The 14,851-nt window shown below is 75.3% G+C and carries 11 protein-coding genes and 1 pseudogene; 5 read left to right on the top strand and 7 right to left on the bottom strand.

The window, feature by feature from the left end; genetic code table 11:
• Positions 1-2: 2 nt before the first annotated feature.
• From ACYVKY_RS06060 to lepA, 4 genes are read right to left on the bottom strand one after another with little or no spacing between them, the layout of a single operon-like run.
• A complete protein-coding gene (locus ACYVKY_RS06060) occupies positions 3-1,694 on the bottom strand; it encodes a monovalent cation/H+ antiporter subunit D (protein WP_460434075.1) in 1,692 nt (563 codons plus the stop codon).
• Entirely contained in the window at positions 1,691-2,134 is a 444-nt protein-coding gene (locus ACYVKY_RS06055) for an NADH-ubiquinone oxidoreductase chain 4L (RefSeq protein WP_460434074.1), read from the bottom strand. Before ACYVKY_RS06055 ends, ACYVKY_RS06060 begins: the two co-directional genes overlap by 4 nt.
• Positions 2,134-5,031: a Na+/H+ antiporter subunit A gene (locus tag ACYVKY_RS06050; RefSeq protein WP_460434073.1), complete on the bottom strand. Its 2,898-nt coding sequence runs from the start codon at positions 5,029-5,031 to the stop codon at positions 2,134-2,136. Before ACYVKY_RS06050 ends, ACYVKY_RS06055 begins: the two co-directional genes overlap by 1 nt.
• Before the next feature lie 57 nt (positions 5,032-5,088).
• Complete coding sequence (gene lepA, locus ACYVKY_RS06045) at positions 5,089-6,942, bottom strand: elongation factor 4 (RefSeq protein WP_460434072.1); 1,854 nt, start codon at positions 6,940-6,942, stop codon at positions 5,089-5,091.
• A gap of 148 nt (positions 6,943-7,090) precedes the next feature.
• On the opposite strand from lepA, the gene ACYVKY_RS06040 reads away from it, so the two are divergent.
• The 5 genes from ACYVKY_RS06040 to rpsT all read left to right on the top strand — a co-directional run bounded on the left by ACYVKY_RS06040 (position 7,091) and on the right by rpsT (position 10,592).
• On the top strand, positions 7,091-8,092 hold the full coding sequence (locus ACYVKY_RS06040; RefSeq protein ID WP_460434071.1) for a phosphotransferase family protein: 1,002 nt from the start codon (positions 7,091-7,093) through the stop codon (positions 8,090-8,092).
• 86 nt (positions 8,093-8,178) lie between these two features.
• On the top strand, positions 8,179-9,159 hold the full coding sequence (locus ACYVKY_RS06035) for an SPFH domain-containing protein (protein ID WP_460434070.1): 981 nt from the start codon (positions 8,179-8,181) through the stop codon (positions 9,157-9,159).
• Between the two features lie 10 nt (positions 9,160-9,169).
• The gene (locus ACYVKY_RS06030) at positions 9,170-9,421 is read left to right on the top strand and encodes a type II toxin-antitoxin system antitoxin (protein WP_460434069.1); all 252 of its coding nucleotides are present in this window, start codon (positions 9,170-9,172) and stop codon (positions 9,419-9,421) included.
• A gap of 129 nt (positions 9,422-9,550) precedes the next feature.
• Positions 9,551-10,126, top strand: coding sequence for a type II toxin-antitoxin system PemK/MazF family toxin (locus ACYVKY_RS06025; RefSeq protein WP_460434068.1), 576 nt, complete (start codon positions 9,551-9,553; stop codon positions 10,124-10,126).
• A 205-nt stretch (positions 10,127-10,331) separates the two neighbouring features.
• Positions 10,332-10,592 carry a 30S ribosomal protein S20 gene (gene rpsT / locus ACYVKY_RS06020; protein ID WP_460434067.1) on the top strand — a complete coding sequence of 87 codons (261 nt, stop codon included), beginning with the start codon at positions 10,332-10,334 and terminating at the stop codon, positions 10,590-10,592.
• A gap of 83 nt (positions 10,593-10,675) precedes the next feature.
• Here the strand turns inward: rpsT and holA are convergent, their stop codons facing one another.
• The 3 genes and pseudogenes from holA to ACYVKY_RS06005 all read right to left on the bottom strand — a co-directional run.
• The gene (gene holA, locus ACYVKY_RS06015; protein ID WP_460434066.1) at positions 10,676-11,593 is read right to left on the bottom strand and encodes a DNA polymerase III subunit delta; all 918 of its coding nucleotides are present in this window, start codon (positions 11,591-11,593) and stop codon (positions 10,676-10,678) included.
• A gap of 422 nt (positions 11,594-12,015) precedes the next feature.
• Positions 12,016-13,512: pseudogene (locus tag ACYVKY_RS06010) on the bottom strand (ComEC/Rec2 family competence protein); the annotation flags it as partial.
• Between the two features lie 686 nt (positions 13,513-14,198).
• On the bottom strand, positions 14,199-14,851 hold a 653-nt coding region (locus tag ACYVKY_RS06005), incomplete at its 5' end, for a helix-hairpin-helix domain-containing protein (protein ID WP_460434065.1).

Raw genomic sequence — 14,851 nt, 5'->3', positions numbered from 1 at the left:
CCTCACGGCGACCACCTCGCGTCGACGGCCTCCAGGTACGGCGTGCGCTCGAGCAGGTCGTGGGCGGCGCGCTCGGTGTAGCCGACGAGCGGCCCGGCGACCAGCGTGATGGCCAGCGACACCAGCACCAGGCCGGCGGCGGGCGCCACCATCAGCGCGGGCAGGCGGGTCGGCAGGGCGCCGTCCTCGAGCAGCTGGTGCAGGTCGCGGTCGGGGGCGTCGGAGTCGGCGACCCGGCGGGCGTCCTCGACCTCGCTGGCGCCGAACGACAGGGCACCGACCTGCACGTGGACGTGGCCGTGGTGGTGGCTCGCGGCGGCGTGCTCGCCGGACCCGTGCGGGTCCTCGTCCGACACCAGCTCGGCCATCTCGTGCGCCTGCTCGGGCGAGCGCCAGAACGCCAGCGCCCAGGTCTTCGCGACGGCGTAGAGGGTGAGCAGGCTGGTCACCGTGCCGCCGGCCACGAGCAGGAGGGCCAGCGGCGAGCCGTCCGCGAGGCCCGCCTGCAGCAGGCCCACCTTGCCGAGGAACCCCGACATCGGCGGGATGCCGGCGAGGTTCATCGCGGGCACGAAGAACAGCAGACCGAGCAGGGGCGCGAGCCTGGCCAGCCCGCCGAGCCGCAGCAGCGAGGTGCTGCCGCCCCGGCGCTCGATCAGCCCGACGACGAGGAACAGCGCGGTCTGGATGGTGATGTGGTGCGCCACGTAGAAGACGGCACCCGAGACGCCCGCCTCGGTCGCCAGGCCGATGCCGAACACCATGTAGCCGATGTGGCTGACCAGCGTGAACGAGAGCATGCGCTTGATGTCCGACTGCGCGATCGCGCCCAGGATCCCGATGAGCATCGTCAGCAGCGCGGCCCACAGCAGCAGGTCGGTGAGCGGGCTGTCGGGGAACACCAGCGTCTGCAGCCGGATGATCGCGTAGACGCCGACCTTGGTGAGCAGGCCCGCGAACACCGCCGTCACCGGCGCCGGCGCGGTCGGGTAGCTGTCGGGCAGCCACAGCGACAGCGGGAACACGGCGGCCTTGATCGCGAACACCACGAGCAGCAGCAGCTGCAGCACCAGCGCGGTCGACGGCGGCAGGTCGGCCACCCGCTCGGCCACCTGCGCCATGTTCAGCGTGCCGACCGCGGCGTAGACGGTGGCGAGCGCGACCAGGAACAGCATCGACGACACCACGTTCACGACCACGTAGATCGTGCCGGCCCGCACCCGCGCGGCGGTCCCCCCGAGGGTGAGCAGCACGTAGCTCGCGAACAGCAGCATCTCGAAGCTGACGAACAGGTTGAACAGGTCGCCGGCGAGGAACGCGTTGGAGACGCCGGCGACCAGGGTGAGGAACGTCGGGTGGTAGATGGAGACCGGCGCCTCGTCCTGCTCGTCCGAGACGCCCTGCCCGACGGAGTAGAGGAGCACGGCGAGGGTGACGACCGCCGACACCAGCAGCATCAGGGCGGCGAGCCGGTCGGCGACCAGCGAGATGCCGAGCTCGTCCCAGCCGCCGAGCCAGACCACCTGCGGGCCCTCGCGGTCGGCGGCCACGAGCAGCATCGCGGCGACCACGACGACGGCCACGAGCACCACGACGCTGACCGCCCGCTGCGCGCGCGGGTGGCGGAACAGCATCAGGGTGGCGCCGGTGCCGAGCAGCGGCAGCAGCACCGGGAGCGGGACGAGGCTGGTCACGGGCGACCCTCCTCCCCCGGCTCGTCGTCGTCGCCGCCGTCCTCGCCGTCGTTGAGGTCGTAGGAGTCGGAGGTCGCGTCGTCGAGCGCGAGCCGGCGGATGCGGGCGTCCTCGACGTCGTCCTGCACGTCGTCGTGCTGGTTCAGCTGCCAGCTGCGGTGCGCCATCGCGAGCAGGAACGCCAGCGTGCCGAGGGTGATGACGATCGCGGTGAGGACGAGCGCCTGCGGGAGCGGGTCGGCCATGTCCTGCGGATCGGCCGAGCCCCAGAACGCGGACTCGCCCGCCGGGCCGCTCGCGGCCAGGAAGGCCAGGTTCACGCCGTTGCCGATCAGGACCAGCCCGACCAGGACGCGGGTGAGGCTGCGCTCGAGCAGCAGGTACACGCCGCAGGCGACGAGCACCCCGGTGGCCACGACGAGCGTGAGGTTGACGTCCATCAGGCCTCCTCCCCCGCGCCCTGCGCGGCGGCCTCGCGCTCGGCCCGCAGGATCTGCCGGTCGAGGCGGGCGCCGAACGTGCGCAGCAGGTCGAGCACCAGACCGACCACGACCAGGTAGACGCCGATGTCGAAGCCGACGGACGAGACCAGGTGCAGCTCGCCGAGCAGCGGGACGTCGACGTACACGTCGGCCGTCTGCAGCACCTGGCCGCCGAACGCCGTGGGTCCGAGCCCCGCCAGCGCGGCGACGAACAGGCCGGTGCCGATCAGCACGCCGGCGTCGACGGGCGCGGCCTCGTCGAGCTCGTACCGTCCGCCGGCGAGGTAGCGGATCATCAGCGCGAGGCCCATCACCATGCCGGCCGCGAAGCCGCCGCCGGGCAGGTTGTGCCCGGCCAGCAGCAGGTAGATCGAGAAGACGACCACGGTGTGGAAGGTCAGCCGGGTGACGACCTCGAACACGATCGAGCGACGGTCCGGCCGCAGGGTGCGGGGTCCGGGCAGCCAGACCCGCCGGCCGCGGCTCGTCGGCTGCTTCTGGACGCCCTCGGGGTACGGGATCTCGTGCACGCGGCGGATGCCGGACCCGCGGGTGTCGAGGAAGATCAGGCTCGCCACGCCGGTGGCCGCGGCCACCAGCACGGAGATCTCGCCGAAGGTGTCCCAGGCGCGGATGTCGACGAGCGTCACGTTGACGACGTTGCGGCCGTACCCGAACTCGTAGGCCGCCTCGGGGAAGACCGCCGAGATCGGCGTCGCCGTGCGGGCGCTGCCGGCGACCAGCACGAAGCCGGCGACGGCGAGCCCGACCCCGGCGGCCAGGCCCATCCGCCAGAACCGGGTGACCCGCAGCGGCCGGTCGGTGAAGTAGGCGGGCAGCCGCCGCAGCACGAGCACGAACACCACCAGGCTGACCGTCTCGACCAGCACCTGGGTGAGGGCGATGTCGGGGGCGCCGTGCAGCAGGAACAGCAGGGCGCAGCCGTAGCCGGTGACCCCCGCGAGCACCACGGCCCGCAGCCGCCGCCGCGAGCGTGCGGTCATGATCGCCGCCGCGGCGACCACCAGCACGACCAGCGGCTGACCCGCGCGGTCCCAGGCCACGACGCGCAGCGGCGTGCTGTCGTCGAGCAGCTGCGCGACCAGCGCGCCGCCGGGTGCGAGCAGCACGACCGTCAGGATGACCGCGAGGTAGACCGACACCGAGCCGCGCTGGAACGCGCCGGTGACCTCGACGGCCGCGCGGTCGACGCCGCGCACCGCGAGCCGGTAGGCCTGCTCGGCGGTGACCGGGACGGCGACCCGCGCCTGGAACCGGCACAGCGGTTCGCGGACGACGAACAGCAGCAGGCCGACCGCGACGCTGACCCCCGACAGCAGCAGCGGGACGCCGAGCCCGTGCCAGAGGGCCAGGTACTCCTCGTGCCCGCCGGACGGCAGCGACCCGGCGTACGGCGACAGCAGCGTGGTCAGGGCCGAGCCGGCGAAGCCGAGCACCAGGCCGAGCACCGCGAGGACGACGGGCGCGGCCGAGAACGGCGCCGGGGGCGCCTCCTGCAGCTCGGTCGGGGCGACCCCGGGCTTGACGGCGAACGTCCCCCACAGGAACCGGGCGGTGTAGGCGGCGGTCAGGCACGAGCCGACGACGAGGGCGACCAGCACGGCGGTGCCCGCCCAGGCGGGCACGCCCGCGGTCTCGCCCCGCGACAGCTCGAGCAGCCCGTACCAGACCGTCTCCTTGCCGACGAAGCCCAGCAGCGGGGGGACGCCCGCCATCGAGGCGCCGGCGGCGGCCGCGGCGACGGCGAGCACCGGCAGCCGTCGACCGAGCCCGGACAGCTTGTGCAGGTCGCGGGTGCCGGTGGCGGAGTCGACGACGCCGACGACCAGGAACAGGGTGGCCTTGAACAGCGCGTGCGCGAGCAGCACTGCGGTGCCCGCGAGCGCCGCGGTGCGGCTGCCGATCGCCAGGACCGTCATGAGGAAGCCGAGCTGGCTCACGGTGCCGTACGCGAGCAGGAGCTTGATGTCGTTCTGCCGCAGCGCCCGCCAACCGCCGACGAGCATCGTGGTCGCGCCGAGGGTGAGCAGCACCAGGTGCCACCCGGGCACGACCGCGAAGGCCGGCGCGAGCAGCGCCACCAGGTAGATGCCCGCCTTCACCATCGACGCCGCGTGCAGGTAGGCGCTGACCGGCGTGGGCGCGGCCATCGCGCCGGGCAGCCAGAAGTGGAACGGGAACTGCGCCGACTTGCTGATCGCGCCGAGCAGGAGCAGGAGGACGGCGACGGTGGTGGCGGTGCCGGTCGGCGGGTCGGCCAGCACCTCGCTGACCCGGAAGGTGCCGGCCTCGCGCCCGAGCAGCAGCATGCCGACGAACATCGCCAGCCCACCCAGGGTGGTGACCACCAGCGCCTGCAGCGCGGCGAGCCGTCCTGCCCGCTTGGTCGGCTCGAAGCCGATCAGCAGGAACGAGAAGATGGTGGTGAGCTCCCAGAACACGAACAGCACCAGCAGGTCGTCGGCCAGGACGAGGCCGAGCATCGCGCCGACGAACGCGGTGAAGCTGGTGGCGAACCCGGTGAGCGGCTTGTCGCCGGTGAAGTACCAGGGGCAGTACGCCATCACCAGGACGCCGACGCCGGCGACCACCAGCACCATCACCCACTGCAGCGTCCCGAGCCGCAGCGCGAGGTCGAGCCCGAGCCCGGGGACCCACGGCACCACCTCGGTGACCGTCTCGCCGTCGAGCACGCGGCCGGTCTGCGCCACCGCCCAGACCGTGGCCGCGAGCGGCGCGAGCGCCAGCGGGAGGAAGGACCACCGCCCGAGCCACCGCACGAGCGCCGGCGCCACGAGGGCAGCCGCGACGTGGGCGAGGACGAGCAGGAGCACAGGGGGCCGGCCTCTCGGTCGGGGGAGGTCGAGCCCCCAGTCTAGTGGTCGCGCGGACTACTTCTTCTTGTCGCCCGCCGCGTCGTCGGAGGAGAGCGCGGCGATGAAGGCCTCCTGGGGCACCTCGACCCGGCCGACCATCTTCATCCGCTTCTTGCCCTCCTTCTGCTTCTCGAGCAGCTTGCGCTTGCGGGTGATGTCACCGCCGTAGCACTTGGCGAGCACGTCCTTGCGGATCGCGCGGATGGTCTCGCGGGCGATCACCCGCGAGCCGATCGCCGCCTGGACGGGCACCTCGAACTGCTGCCGCGGGATCAGCTCGCGCAGCTTGCCGGCCATCATCGTCCCGTAGGAGTAGGCCTTGTCCTTGTGCACGATCGCGCTGAAGGCGTCGACCTGCTCGCCCTGCAGCAGGATGTCGACCTTCACCAGGTCGGCCACCTGGTCGCCGTCCATCTCGTAGTCGAGCGAGGCGTAGCCGCGCGTGCGCGACTTCAGCATGTCGAAGAAGTCGAAGACGATCTCGGCGAGCGGCAGCGTGTACCGCATCTCCACGCGCTCCTCGGACAGGTAGTCCATGCCCCGCAGCGAGCCGCGCCGCGACTGGCACAGCTCCATGATCGTGCCGATGAACTCGGACGGGGCGAGCACGGTGGCGCGGACGATCGGCTCGCGCACCTCGCCCACCTTGCCGTCGGGGTACTCGGACGGGTTCGTGACGACCACCTCGGTGCCGTCGTCGAGGGTGACCTCGTAGACCACGGACGGCGCGGTCGAGATCAGGTCGAGGCCGAACTCGCGCTCGAGCCGCTCGCGGACGATCTCGAGGTGCAGCAGGCCGAGGAAGCCGCAGCGGAAGCCGAAGCCCAGCGCCAGCGAGGTCTCCGGCTCGTAGACCAGCGCGGCGTCGTTGAGCTTGAGCTTGTCGAGCGCCTCGCGCAGGTCGGGGTAGTCGGAGCCGTCGATCGGGAACAGCCCGGAGAACACCATCGGCTTGGGGTCGCGGTAGCCGCCGAGGTCCTCGGCCGCCGGCTTGGCCGCGTTCGTGACGGTGTCGCCGACGCGCGACTGGCGCACGTCCTTGACGCCGGTGATGAGGTAGCCGACCTCGCCGACGCCGAGGCCCTTGGTGGGCTCGGGCTCGGGCGAACTCACGCCGATCTCGAGCAGCTCGTGGTGCGCCTTGGTCGACATCATCGCGATGCGCTCGCGCGGGTGCAGCATGCCGTCGACCACGCGCACGTAGGTGACCACGCCGCGGTAGGTGTCGTAGACCGAGTCGAAGATCATCGCCCGGGCCGGGGCGTCCGGGTCGCCCACGGGCGCCGGCACCTCCTGCACGATGCGGTCGAGCAGCTCGGGCACGCCGACGCCGGTCTTGCCGGACGTGTGCAGCACGTCCTCGGGGTCGCAGCCGATCAGGCCGGCGAGCTCGTCGGCGTACTTCTCCGGCTGGGCGGCGGGCAGGTCGATCTTGTTCAGCACCGGCACGATCGCGAGGTCGTTCTCCATCGCGAGGTACAGGTTCGCCAGGGTCTGCGCCTCGATGCCCTGCGCGGCGTCGACGAGCAGCACGGCGCCCTCGCAGGCGGCCAGCGAGCGCGAGACCTCGTAGGTGAAGTCGACGTGGCCCGGGGTGTCGATCATGTTCAGCGCGTGCGTGGTGCCGTCGACCTCCCACGGCATCCGGACGGCCTGCGACTTGATCGTGATGCCGCGCTCGCGCTCGATGTCCATCCGGTCGAGGTACTGCGCGCGCATCGCCCTGGCGTCGACGACCCCGGTGATCTGCAGCATCCGGTCGGCCAGCGTCGACTTGCCGTGGTCGATGTGGGCGATGATGCAGAAGTTGCGGATCTGCGCCGGCGGCGTGGCGGCGGGCACCAGCGCGGTGCGGGCCTGCGGGGACATCGGGCGCGTGACCTCGTTCGGTGCTCGGGGCGGGCGGACGTCCGCTCGGACGACCGTGGCGGACGACCCGGGGACGTGCGGGGCTGCGGCCATCGTCCCACGCGGAACGCGGTGGCCGGGCCGGTGGCCCGGCGGCGACCCTGGTGCGGTGACCGACGAGGAGCCCCTGCCGCAGGTCGACTACCTGCGCACGTGCGTGCGCCCGCCCTGGGCCTCGCTCCCCGAGGCGGTGCGGCTCGCGGTGGGCGAGGCCGCCGGCTCCCCCGTCGTGGACGGTGGGACCCCGACCGGCAGCGGGTTCACCGGCGGCTTCGCCGCCGTCGTCGGGCTCGCGGACGGCCGGCGCGTCTTCGCCAAGGCCGGCTCGGGGACGAACCCGCACCTCGTCGAGGCGTACGCGACCGAGGCCGACGTGCTGCGGGCGCTGCCGGCGGGTGCGCCCGCCCCCGCCCTGCTCGGGGCGGCGCACCTGCCCGCCGGGGTCGCCGACGACCAGCCGTGGCAGCTGCTCGTGACCGAGGCGCTGCCGGGGCGCATCCCCCAGCCGTGGAGCGACCGCGACCTCGCCGCCGTGCACGACGCCTGCGAGCTGGTCGGCGAGACGCTGCGACCGCTGGCGCACCGGTGGCCGGAGCAGGTCGGCGAGCACTTCCTCGCCGGTGGGCTCACCGCGACGTACCGCTCGCTCGCCGACGGGTCGCTGCCACTGACGTCCGGCCAGCCGTCCTGGGTGCGCTCGCGCCTGGACGAGCTGCAGGCGCTCGTCGACGTGGCCGCGGACGTGCTGCGCGGCGACGTGCCGGGGCACGGCGACGTGCGCGCCGACAACGTCCTGGTCGACGGTGACCGCGCCGTGCTCGTCGACTGGAACTGGGTGATGTCCGGACCGGGCTGGACCGACTGGGTGGCGGTGCTCGCCACCGCACGACCCGACGGGCACGACGCCGAGGCGTGGGTGCGGCGCTCGTCGCTGACCCGCGACGCCGACCCGGAGGCGGTGGACGCCTGGCTCGCCCTGGTGGCCGCGTACATGCTGCAGTCCGCCGACCGCCCGGTCTGGCCCGGCGGGCCGGCGGTCGTGCGCGTGCACCAGCGCCGCTGGGGACGGTTGCTGCTCGACTGGCTGGGCGAACGGCGGCGCTGGGTCTGACGCCGGCCCCTGGTGCGGCGCGCTAGCAATGTGATATCACTTTGCTGTGCCCGTGGTGGACGGGCGCCGGAACCGGGGAGGGCGACATGAGCGAGCAGCAGGGCAGCGGCGTGCAGCGGCCGCAGGGGACGACCGCGACGAAGGAGGGCCCCGCGCCCGTGGGCCACGTGGGCACCCGGGTCGAGATCGAGGAGCGCGCCGCCTGGTCGGTGAGCGGCTGGTGGGGGTTGCTGGCCGTCGTGGTGCTGGTCCTCGGCTGGCTGGGTCTGGCGGCGGCGACGATGGGCTCGTCCGAGGGCACCGACGCGGGCGCGGCGCTGGCCGCGGTCCTGGGCGTGCTGCTGCTGGTGGTCTGCGTCCTGGTGCTGGCCAGCCTGGTGGTCGTGCAGCCGGGGCAGACCCGGGTGGTGCAGTTCTTCGGCCGCTACGTCGGCACCGTGCGGCGCACCGGGCTGGTGCTGCTGGCGCCGCTCACCACCCGCCGCAACGTCTCGGTGCGGGTGAACAACTTCGAGACCGCGCGGCTCAAGGTCAACGACGCCGACGGCAACCCGGTCGACGTCGCGGCGATCGTCGTCTGGCAGGTCGCCGACACCGCCAAGTCGGTGTTCGCCGTCGAGAACTACCTGGCGTTCATCCAGGTGCAGGCCGAGGCCGCGCTGCGGCACGTCGCCGTCAACCACCCCTACGACACCGACGGCGAGGGCACCTCGCTGCGCGGGTCGACCGACGTGGTGGCCGACGAGCTGGCCGTCGAGGTGGCCGCCCGGGCCGCCGTCGCCGGCGTCGAGGTGGTCGAGGTGCGGATCAGCCACCTCGCGTATGCGTCCGAGATCGCCCAGGCGATGCTGCAGCGCCAGCAGGCCGCGGCCGTCGTCGCCGCCCGCGCCCGCATCGTCGACGGCGCGGTCGGCATGGTCGAGATGGCGCTCGAGCGGCTGGCCGAGCGCCAGGTCGTCGAGCTCGACGAGGAGCGCCGCGCCGCGATGGTGAGCAACCTGCTCGTCGTCCTGTGCGGCGAGTCGCGCGCGACGCCGGTCGTGAACACCGGGTCGCTCTACTCGTGACCCCGCGCTCATGACGCCGCGTCGCGGCGCCCGCGACGACCCCGGTGAGGACGACGAGCCCGCCCCCTCCGGTCGCGAGCGCAAGGCCGTGCTGCTGCGGCTCGACCCGGCGGTGCACGCCGCGCTCGCCCGGTGGGCGGCCGACGACGTCCGCAGCGTCAACGGCCAGCTCGAGTTCCTGCTCCGGCGGGCCCTGGCCGACGCCGGGCGCCTCCCCCGCGGCCTGCGCGAGCCGCGAGGGCCCGGCCGACCGTCCGCCTGACCCCGTCGCCTGACTCGTCCGCCGGTCGCCCTCCCGGCGGAGTGTGAGCCTCGCGCAGGACACGCCGGCGTGTCGTCGCGTCGGGTTCACACTCGGCGGGGCTCGTCGGCGGCTGGTTAGGGTGCGGGCGTGACCAGGCCCTGGGTGCGCACCCTCGCCCGCGCCGTCGGCGACGCGCTGCTGGCCGCGGCCCGTGGCGCCGTCCGCGAGCGCGCCGGCGGCGGGACGCGGCGCCCGGCGTCCTCGCGACGCCGCGCCGGCGCACCCTCCGGCACCGTCGCCGCGCCGACCGGTGCCTACCCCGGCGACTTCACGGGGACGGCACGGGTCGAGTACGACCCGCACGACGACGGCGACGCCGACCCGGGCGAGGTGGTGTGGGGCTGGGTGCCGTTCGAGGAGGACCACTCCCGCGGCAAGGACCGGCCCGCGCTCGTCGTCGGGCGCGACGGCCGGTGGGTCCTGGCGCTCATGCTCACCAGCAGGGACCACGACCGGGACGCGGCGCAGCAGCGCCGGTACGGCCGCGACTGGATCGACGTCGGCACGGGCGCCTGGGACTCGCGCGGACGCCCGAGCGAGGCCCGGCTCGACCGCGTGCTGCGCCTCGACCCCGACGGCATCCGGCGCGAGGGCGGACGCCTGGACCGCGGCACCTTCGAGCAGGTGGCGGCGGCCCTGCGGGACCGGCACGGCTGGACCTGACCGGCGTGCTCCGCCGATTCGGGTCCGCGGTGCCCCGGCTGGTACCCTCGACCACGCGTGTCCGCTGGTCGTGCGGGCGCCAGTTCCACCGCGACACCACGCTGCGGACCTCCCCCACGGGTCCCGCGTCCGGTGACGCAGCCCTCACCGACCCACCCGACCGTGCCGGCGCGTCCGGCAGCCAGACCAGTGGAGAGAACCACCCGTGGCGAACATCAAGTCCCAGATCAAGCGGATCAAGACCAACGAGAAGGCGCGCCTGCGCAACAAGGCGGTCAAGTCCGAGCTGAAGACGGCCGTCCGCGCCTTCCGCGAGGCCGCCAAGGCCGGCGACAAGGAGGCCGCGGCCGCTGCGCTCGCGAAGGCCTCGCGCCGCCTCGACAAGGCCGCCAGCAAGGGCGTGATCCACAAGAACCAGGCCGCCAACCGCAAGTCGGCGATGGCCAAGGTGGCCGGCTCGCTCTGAGCCCCCAGCACCTCCGGCCGGCCCCCGTCACGCACCGCGTGGCGGGGGTCGTCCGCGTCCTGGCCCGGTGAGGGTCGCGGCGGTCAGCCGCGGGTGAGCCGCAGCACCAGCCGCTCGATCGTGTAGACGCGGTCCTCGGTGCGGCCCCGGCTCACCTGGCCGACCATGACGCCGCCCTTGAGCGCGGTGTCGGCCTCGGCCAGCGCGACGACGGCGTCGGCGAGGTCGGGCGCGTTCCACGCCGCGAGGTCGCGGCGGGCGCGGTCGACCATCCACGGCGCCATGCCCAGGTCCTTGGCCGCACCGGGTCCCCGTCCGGCGGCGGCGACCTTGGCCATGGCGCGCACCTTCATCGCGATGACGGCCACGAGCGGGATCGGGTCGGCGCCGGTGTCGAGCGCCCGGCGCAGCAGCAGCAGGGCCTTGCCGGCGTCGCGGGCGACCACGGCGTCGGCGACCTCGAACCCGTCGGCCTCGGCCCGCCCCTGGGTGACCGACCGGACGTGCTCGACGTCGATCGCACCGGCCACGTCGTCGAGCAGGCCGGCGCAGGCGGACGCCAGCTCGGCCAGGTCGGACCCGTACGCCTCGACCAGCAGCTGGGCGGCCCGGGTCGAGATGGTGCGGCGCCGGTCGGCGAACTCGGCCGCGACGAACGCGAGCCGGTCGGAGTCGTTCTTCACCGCGGGGCAGTCGACCCACACGGCGCCGGGCGCCGCCTTCGCGGTGTCGAGCACCTTCTTGGCCTTCGGCCCCCCGCCGTGGTGCAGCACGAGCACGACGTCGTCCTGCACGTCGGTGAGGTAGGCGAGCACGTCGAGCTGCAGCGCGTCGTCGGCCTCGGCGAGGCCGCGCACGAGCACCACCCGCGGCTCCTCGAACAGCGAGGGGCTGGCCAGCACCGCCAGCGAGCCCGGCTGGTACGCCTCGGCGGACAGCTCGGTGACCTCGACCGCGGTGCCGGCCTCGCCCTCGGCGGCCGCGGCGCGGACGGCGTGCACGACCCGGTCGACCGCGCGCGAGGCCAGCAGCTGCTCGGCGCCCGTGACGACGACGACGGGGGCGGGCGCGGCCTCGCGCCACGACCTCCCGCCGGAGGAGGCGCGGCGGCGGGACGGGGGCACGGGCACAGCCTGCCACGGCGCCCCGACGGTCCGGTCGGGCGAGGCGGGCGGGGCGGGCCGTCCCGTGCGGACGCCGCCGACGAGCGTCCGGCCCGCGCCCAGGTCGAGGCGCCGCCGCCCCCGACGAGCAGGTCGCCGCCGGTGTCGGTGCGCAGCACGAGCGCCCCCGTCGCCGCCAGGTCGGCCAGCGTGGAGGCCGCCGGGTGGCCGTAGTCGTTGTCCCTGCCGGCGCTGACCAGCGCCACCCGGGCGGCGACCAGGTCGTACAGGGCCGGGTGCTGGTGGGCGGACCCGTGGTGGGCGACCGTGACGACGTCGACGGGCACCAGGTCGGGACGCCCGCCCAGCGCGGCCAGCAGGGCGCGCTGGCCCGGCGGCTCGAGGTCGCCGGTGGCGAGCAGCGACAGCCCGTCGCCGGTGCGCACGTGCAGCACGACGCTGGCGTCGTTGACGGCCTCCTCGCCGTCGTCGTGCAGGGCGCCGGCCGCGGCCGTCGGCCACAGCACCTCGACCTCGACGTCGCGGCCCAGCACCCACCGCGTCCCGGCGACGACGGCGTGCAGCCGCAGACCGGCCCCGGCCGCGGCGGCTTTCGACGCCTCGACCCCGCGCACCGGTAGCGCGAGCGGGCTGACGGCGACGGCGCCCACCGCGCGACCGCGCACCGCGCCGGCGAGCCCGTCGACGTGGTCGGCGTGGAAGTGGGTGAGCACCACCAGGTCGAGCACCTCGACGTCCAACCGGCGCAGGCAGCGGTCGACGAGCTCGGCGTCCGGACCGGCGTCGACGAGCAGCGCCGAGCGCTCACCGGTGCGCACGGCGACGGCCTGACCCTGGCCGACGTCGCAGGCGGCCACCTGCCACGTCCGGTCGGGTGCCCGGTGGCCGAGCAGCGGGTCGGCGACGCCCACCTGGACCAGCACGACGACGGCGACCCCGGCGGCGGTCGGGGCGGCCACGCGGTGCAGCCGGAGCCGACTCCGCCGCACCGGCCGGCGCAGCAGCAGGGTCGCCACCACCAGCACGACCACGGTGAGGGCCGCCAGCAGGACGGCGCCCGCCGGTCCGGCGGGCCACGGCACGGCGGCGTGCGGGACGTCGGCACCCGTCCGCGCCACCGCCGCGACCCACCGCACCGGCCATCCGGCGACCCACGCGAGCCACCCGGCCCCCTGCGGCCAGACCGGCGCCACCACCGCGGCGAGCACCCCGACGACCGTCGCGGGTGCGACCGCGGGTGCGACGAGCACGTTGGCCGGCACCGCCACGAGCGAGACCTGCGGCGCGAGCAGTACCGTCACCGGCGCGCACACCGCCTGGGCGGCGAGGGGGACCGCGAGGGCGGCTGCCAGCCAGCGCGGCACCCTCGGCTCGAGCGCGCGTGTCCACGGGCCGGCCAGCACCAGCAGCCCGCCGGTGGCGAGCACCGACAGGGCGAACCCGGCCGAGCGCGACAACCACGGGTCGACCACGCAGAGCACGACCACCGCGACCGACAGCGCCGGGACCCCGGCAGCGCGGCGCGACCCCGCGAGCCCGGCGAGCCCGACCAGCCCCATGCACGCCGCGCGCAGCACGCTCGGCTCGGGACGCGCGAGCACGACGAACCCGAGCGCGACCGCCACGGCCACGGCGACCCGGGTGCGCCGCCGCGCCCCCGCGGCGGTCAGGGCCAGCACCGCGGCCCCGCACAGCAGCGTGAAGTTCGCACCGCTCACGGCCGCCAGGTGGGTCAGCCCGGTGGTGCGCATGTCGTCCTCGAGGTCGGCCGGCAGCCCCGAGGTGTCGCCGACCACGAGCGAGGGCAGCAGCCCGCGCGCGTCCGGCGGCAGCCTCGCGCACGCCGTCCGCAGGCCCTCGCGCACGCGGGTCGCGGCGGCCCAGACCGGGCCGGCCGGCGCGAGCCGCTCCGGCGGGCCGGTGACGAGCAGCAGCCCGACCGCGGCGTCGCCGCGGTCGGTGGGCGCCAGACGCCCTCGCACCCGCAGGGTCTCGTCAGGCGCCACGTCGTCCCAGCCGTCGCCGCCGAGCACCACCAGCGGCGCCCGGGACGGCGCTCGCGTTCCGCGGCCGTCGACCTCGCGGGCGAGCACCCGCACCACCCACCGCTCCTCGTCCTGCCACGGGCGGGCGGGGTCGGGGCGGACTCGGACGGCGTCGGTGCGCACGACGACCACCGCCTCGACGCTCGCGCCCTGCCGGACGAGCTCGCCGACCTGGCCGTGGGTCGTGACCGCCACCCGCACCGCCGTCTGCGCGAGCACGACGCCCAGCACGACGAGCGCCAGCGCGACCGCGGTGGCCCGACGCGAGCGGGAGCGCCCGCGGGCCGGTCCCGCGACCACGGCGGCCGCGACCAGGACGAGCGCACCGGCGATGCCGGTGATCGCCGGGTCGATCCCCACGGCAGCCGCCGCACCCGCCCAGGCGACCCCGGCAGCGGGCACCAGCCGCAGGTCGGGCGGCGGTGCCGGGTGGTCGCTCACACCCGCACCTGGTCGCGGAGCCGGTCGAGCAGCTTGTCGCCGATGCCCTCCACCTCCCCCAGCTCGTCGACGGCGGAGAACCGGCCGTGCTCGGTGCGCCAGTCGAGGATCCGCTGCGCCAGCACCGGTCCGATGCCGTCGAGGCCGTCGAGCTGGTCGAGGGTGGCGGCGTTGAGGTCGAGCGGACCGGCGGGCGCGCCGCCCGTCGCCGGCGCCCCGGGTGCCGGCGCCGCGGGCGCCACCACCGTCTCGCCCTGCCGCGGCAGCCGGACCTGCTCGCCGTCGACGACCGGTCGCGCGAGGTTCACCTGGGTGAGGTCCGCGAGCGGACCGGCTCCCCCGGCCTGCTGCACCGCGTCGGCCACCCGCGAGCCGGACGGCACCCGCACCAGCCCGGGCCGGGCGACCTCGCCGACGACGTGCACCACGACGTCGCCGCCCGCGGCGGGCGCGCTACCTGCCGGGGCGGTCGACGGCACGGCCGACGGTGCCGGGTCCCCCGTGGCCCCGGCCCGGGTGACCGCCGGCCGGTCGGGGACAGCGGACGTGCCGACCAGGTCGAGCGCCCCCGCCCGCAGCGCCAGCGCGACCGCGAGCACCACGAGCACGGCGACCGCGCCGGCGGCCGCGGCCGGCGAGGGACGCCACC

This window comes from Angustibacter speluncae (genome assembly GCF_054777815.1).
The sequence above is the reverse complement of the archived record's forward strand: the minus strand, read 5'-3'. Positions and strand labels throughout refer to the sequence as shown.

What these genes read in the sequence shown, in the direction of transcription:
- ACYVKY_RS06030 (WP_460434069.1), top strand. Translation starts at nt 9,170, where the DNA reads ATGACGCCGCGTCGCGGCGCCCGCGACGACCCCGGTGAGGACGACGAG.
- lepA (WP_460434072.1), bottom strand. Translation starts at nt 6,942, where the DNA reads ATGTCCCCGCAGGCCCGCACCGCGCTGGTGCCCGCCGCCACGCCGCCG.
- ACYVKY_RS06035 (WP_460434070.1), top strand. Translation starts at nt 8,179, where the DNA reads ATGAGCGAGCAGCAGGGCAGCGGCGTGCAGCGGCCGCAGGGGACGACC.
- ACYVKY_RS06055 (WP_460434074.1), bottom strand. Translation starts at nt 2,134, where the DNA reads ATGGACGTCAACCTCACGCTCGTCGTGGCCACCGGGGTGCTCGTCGCC.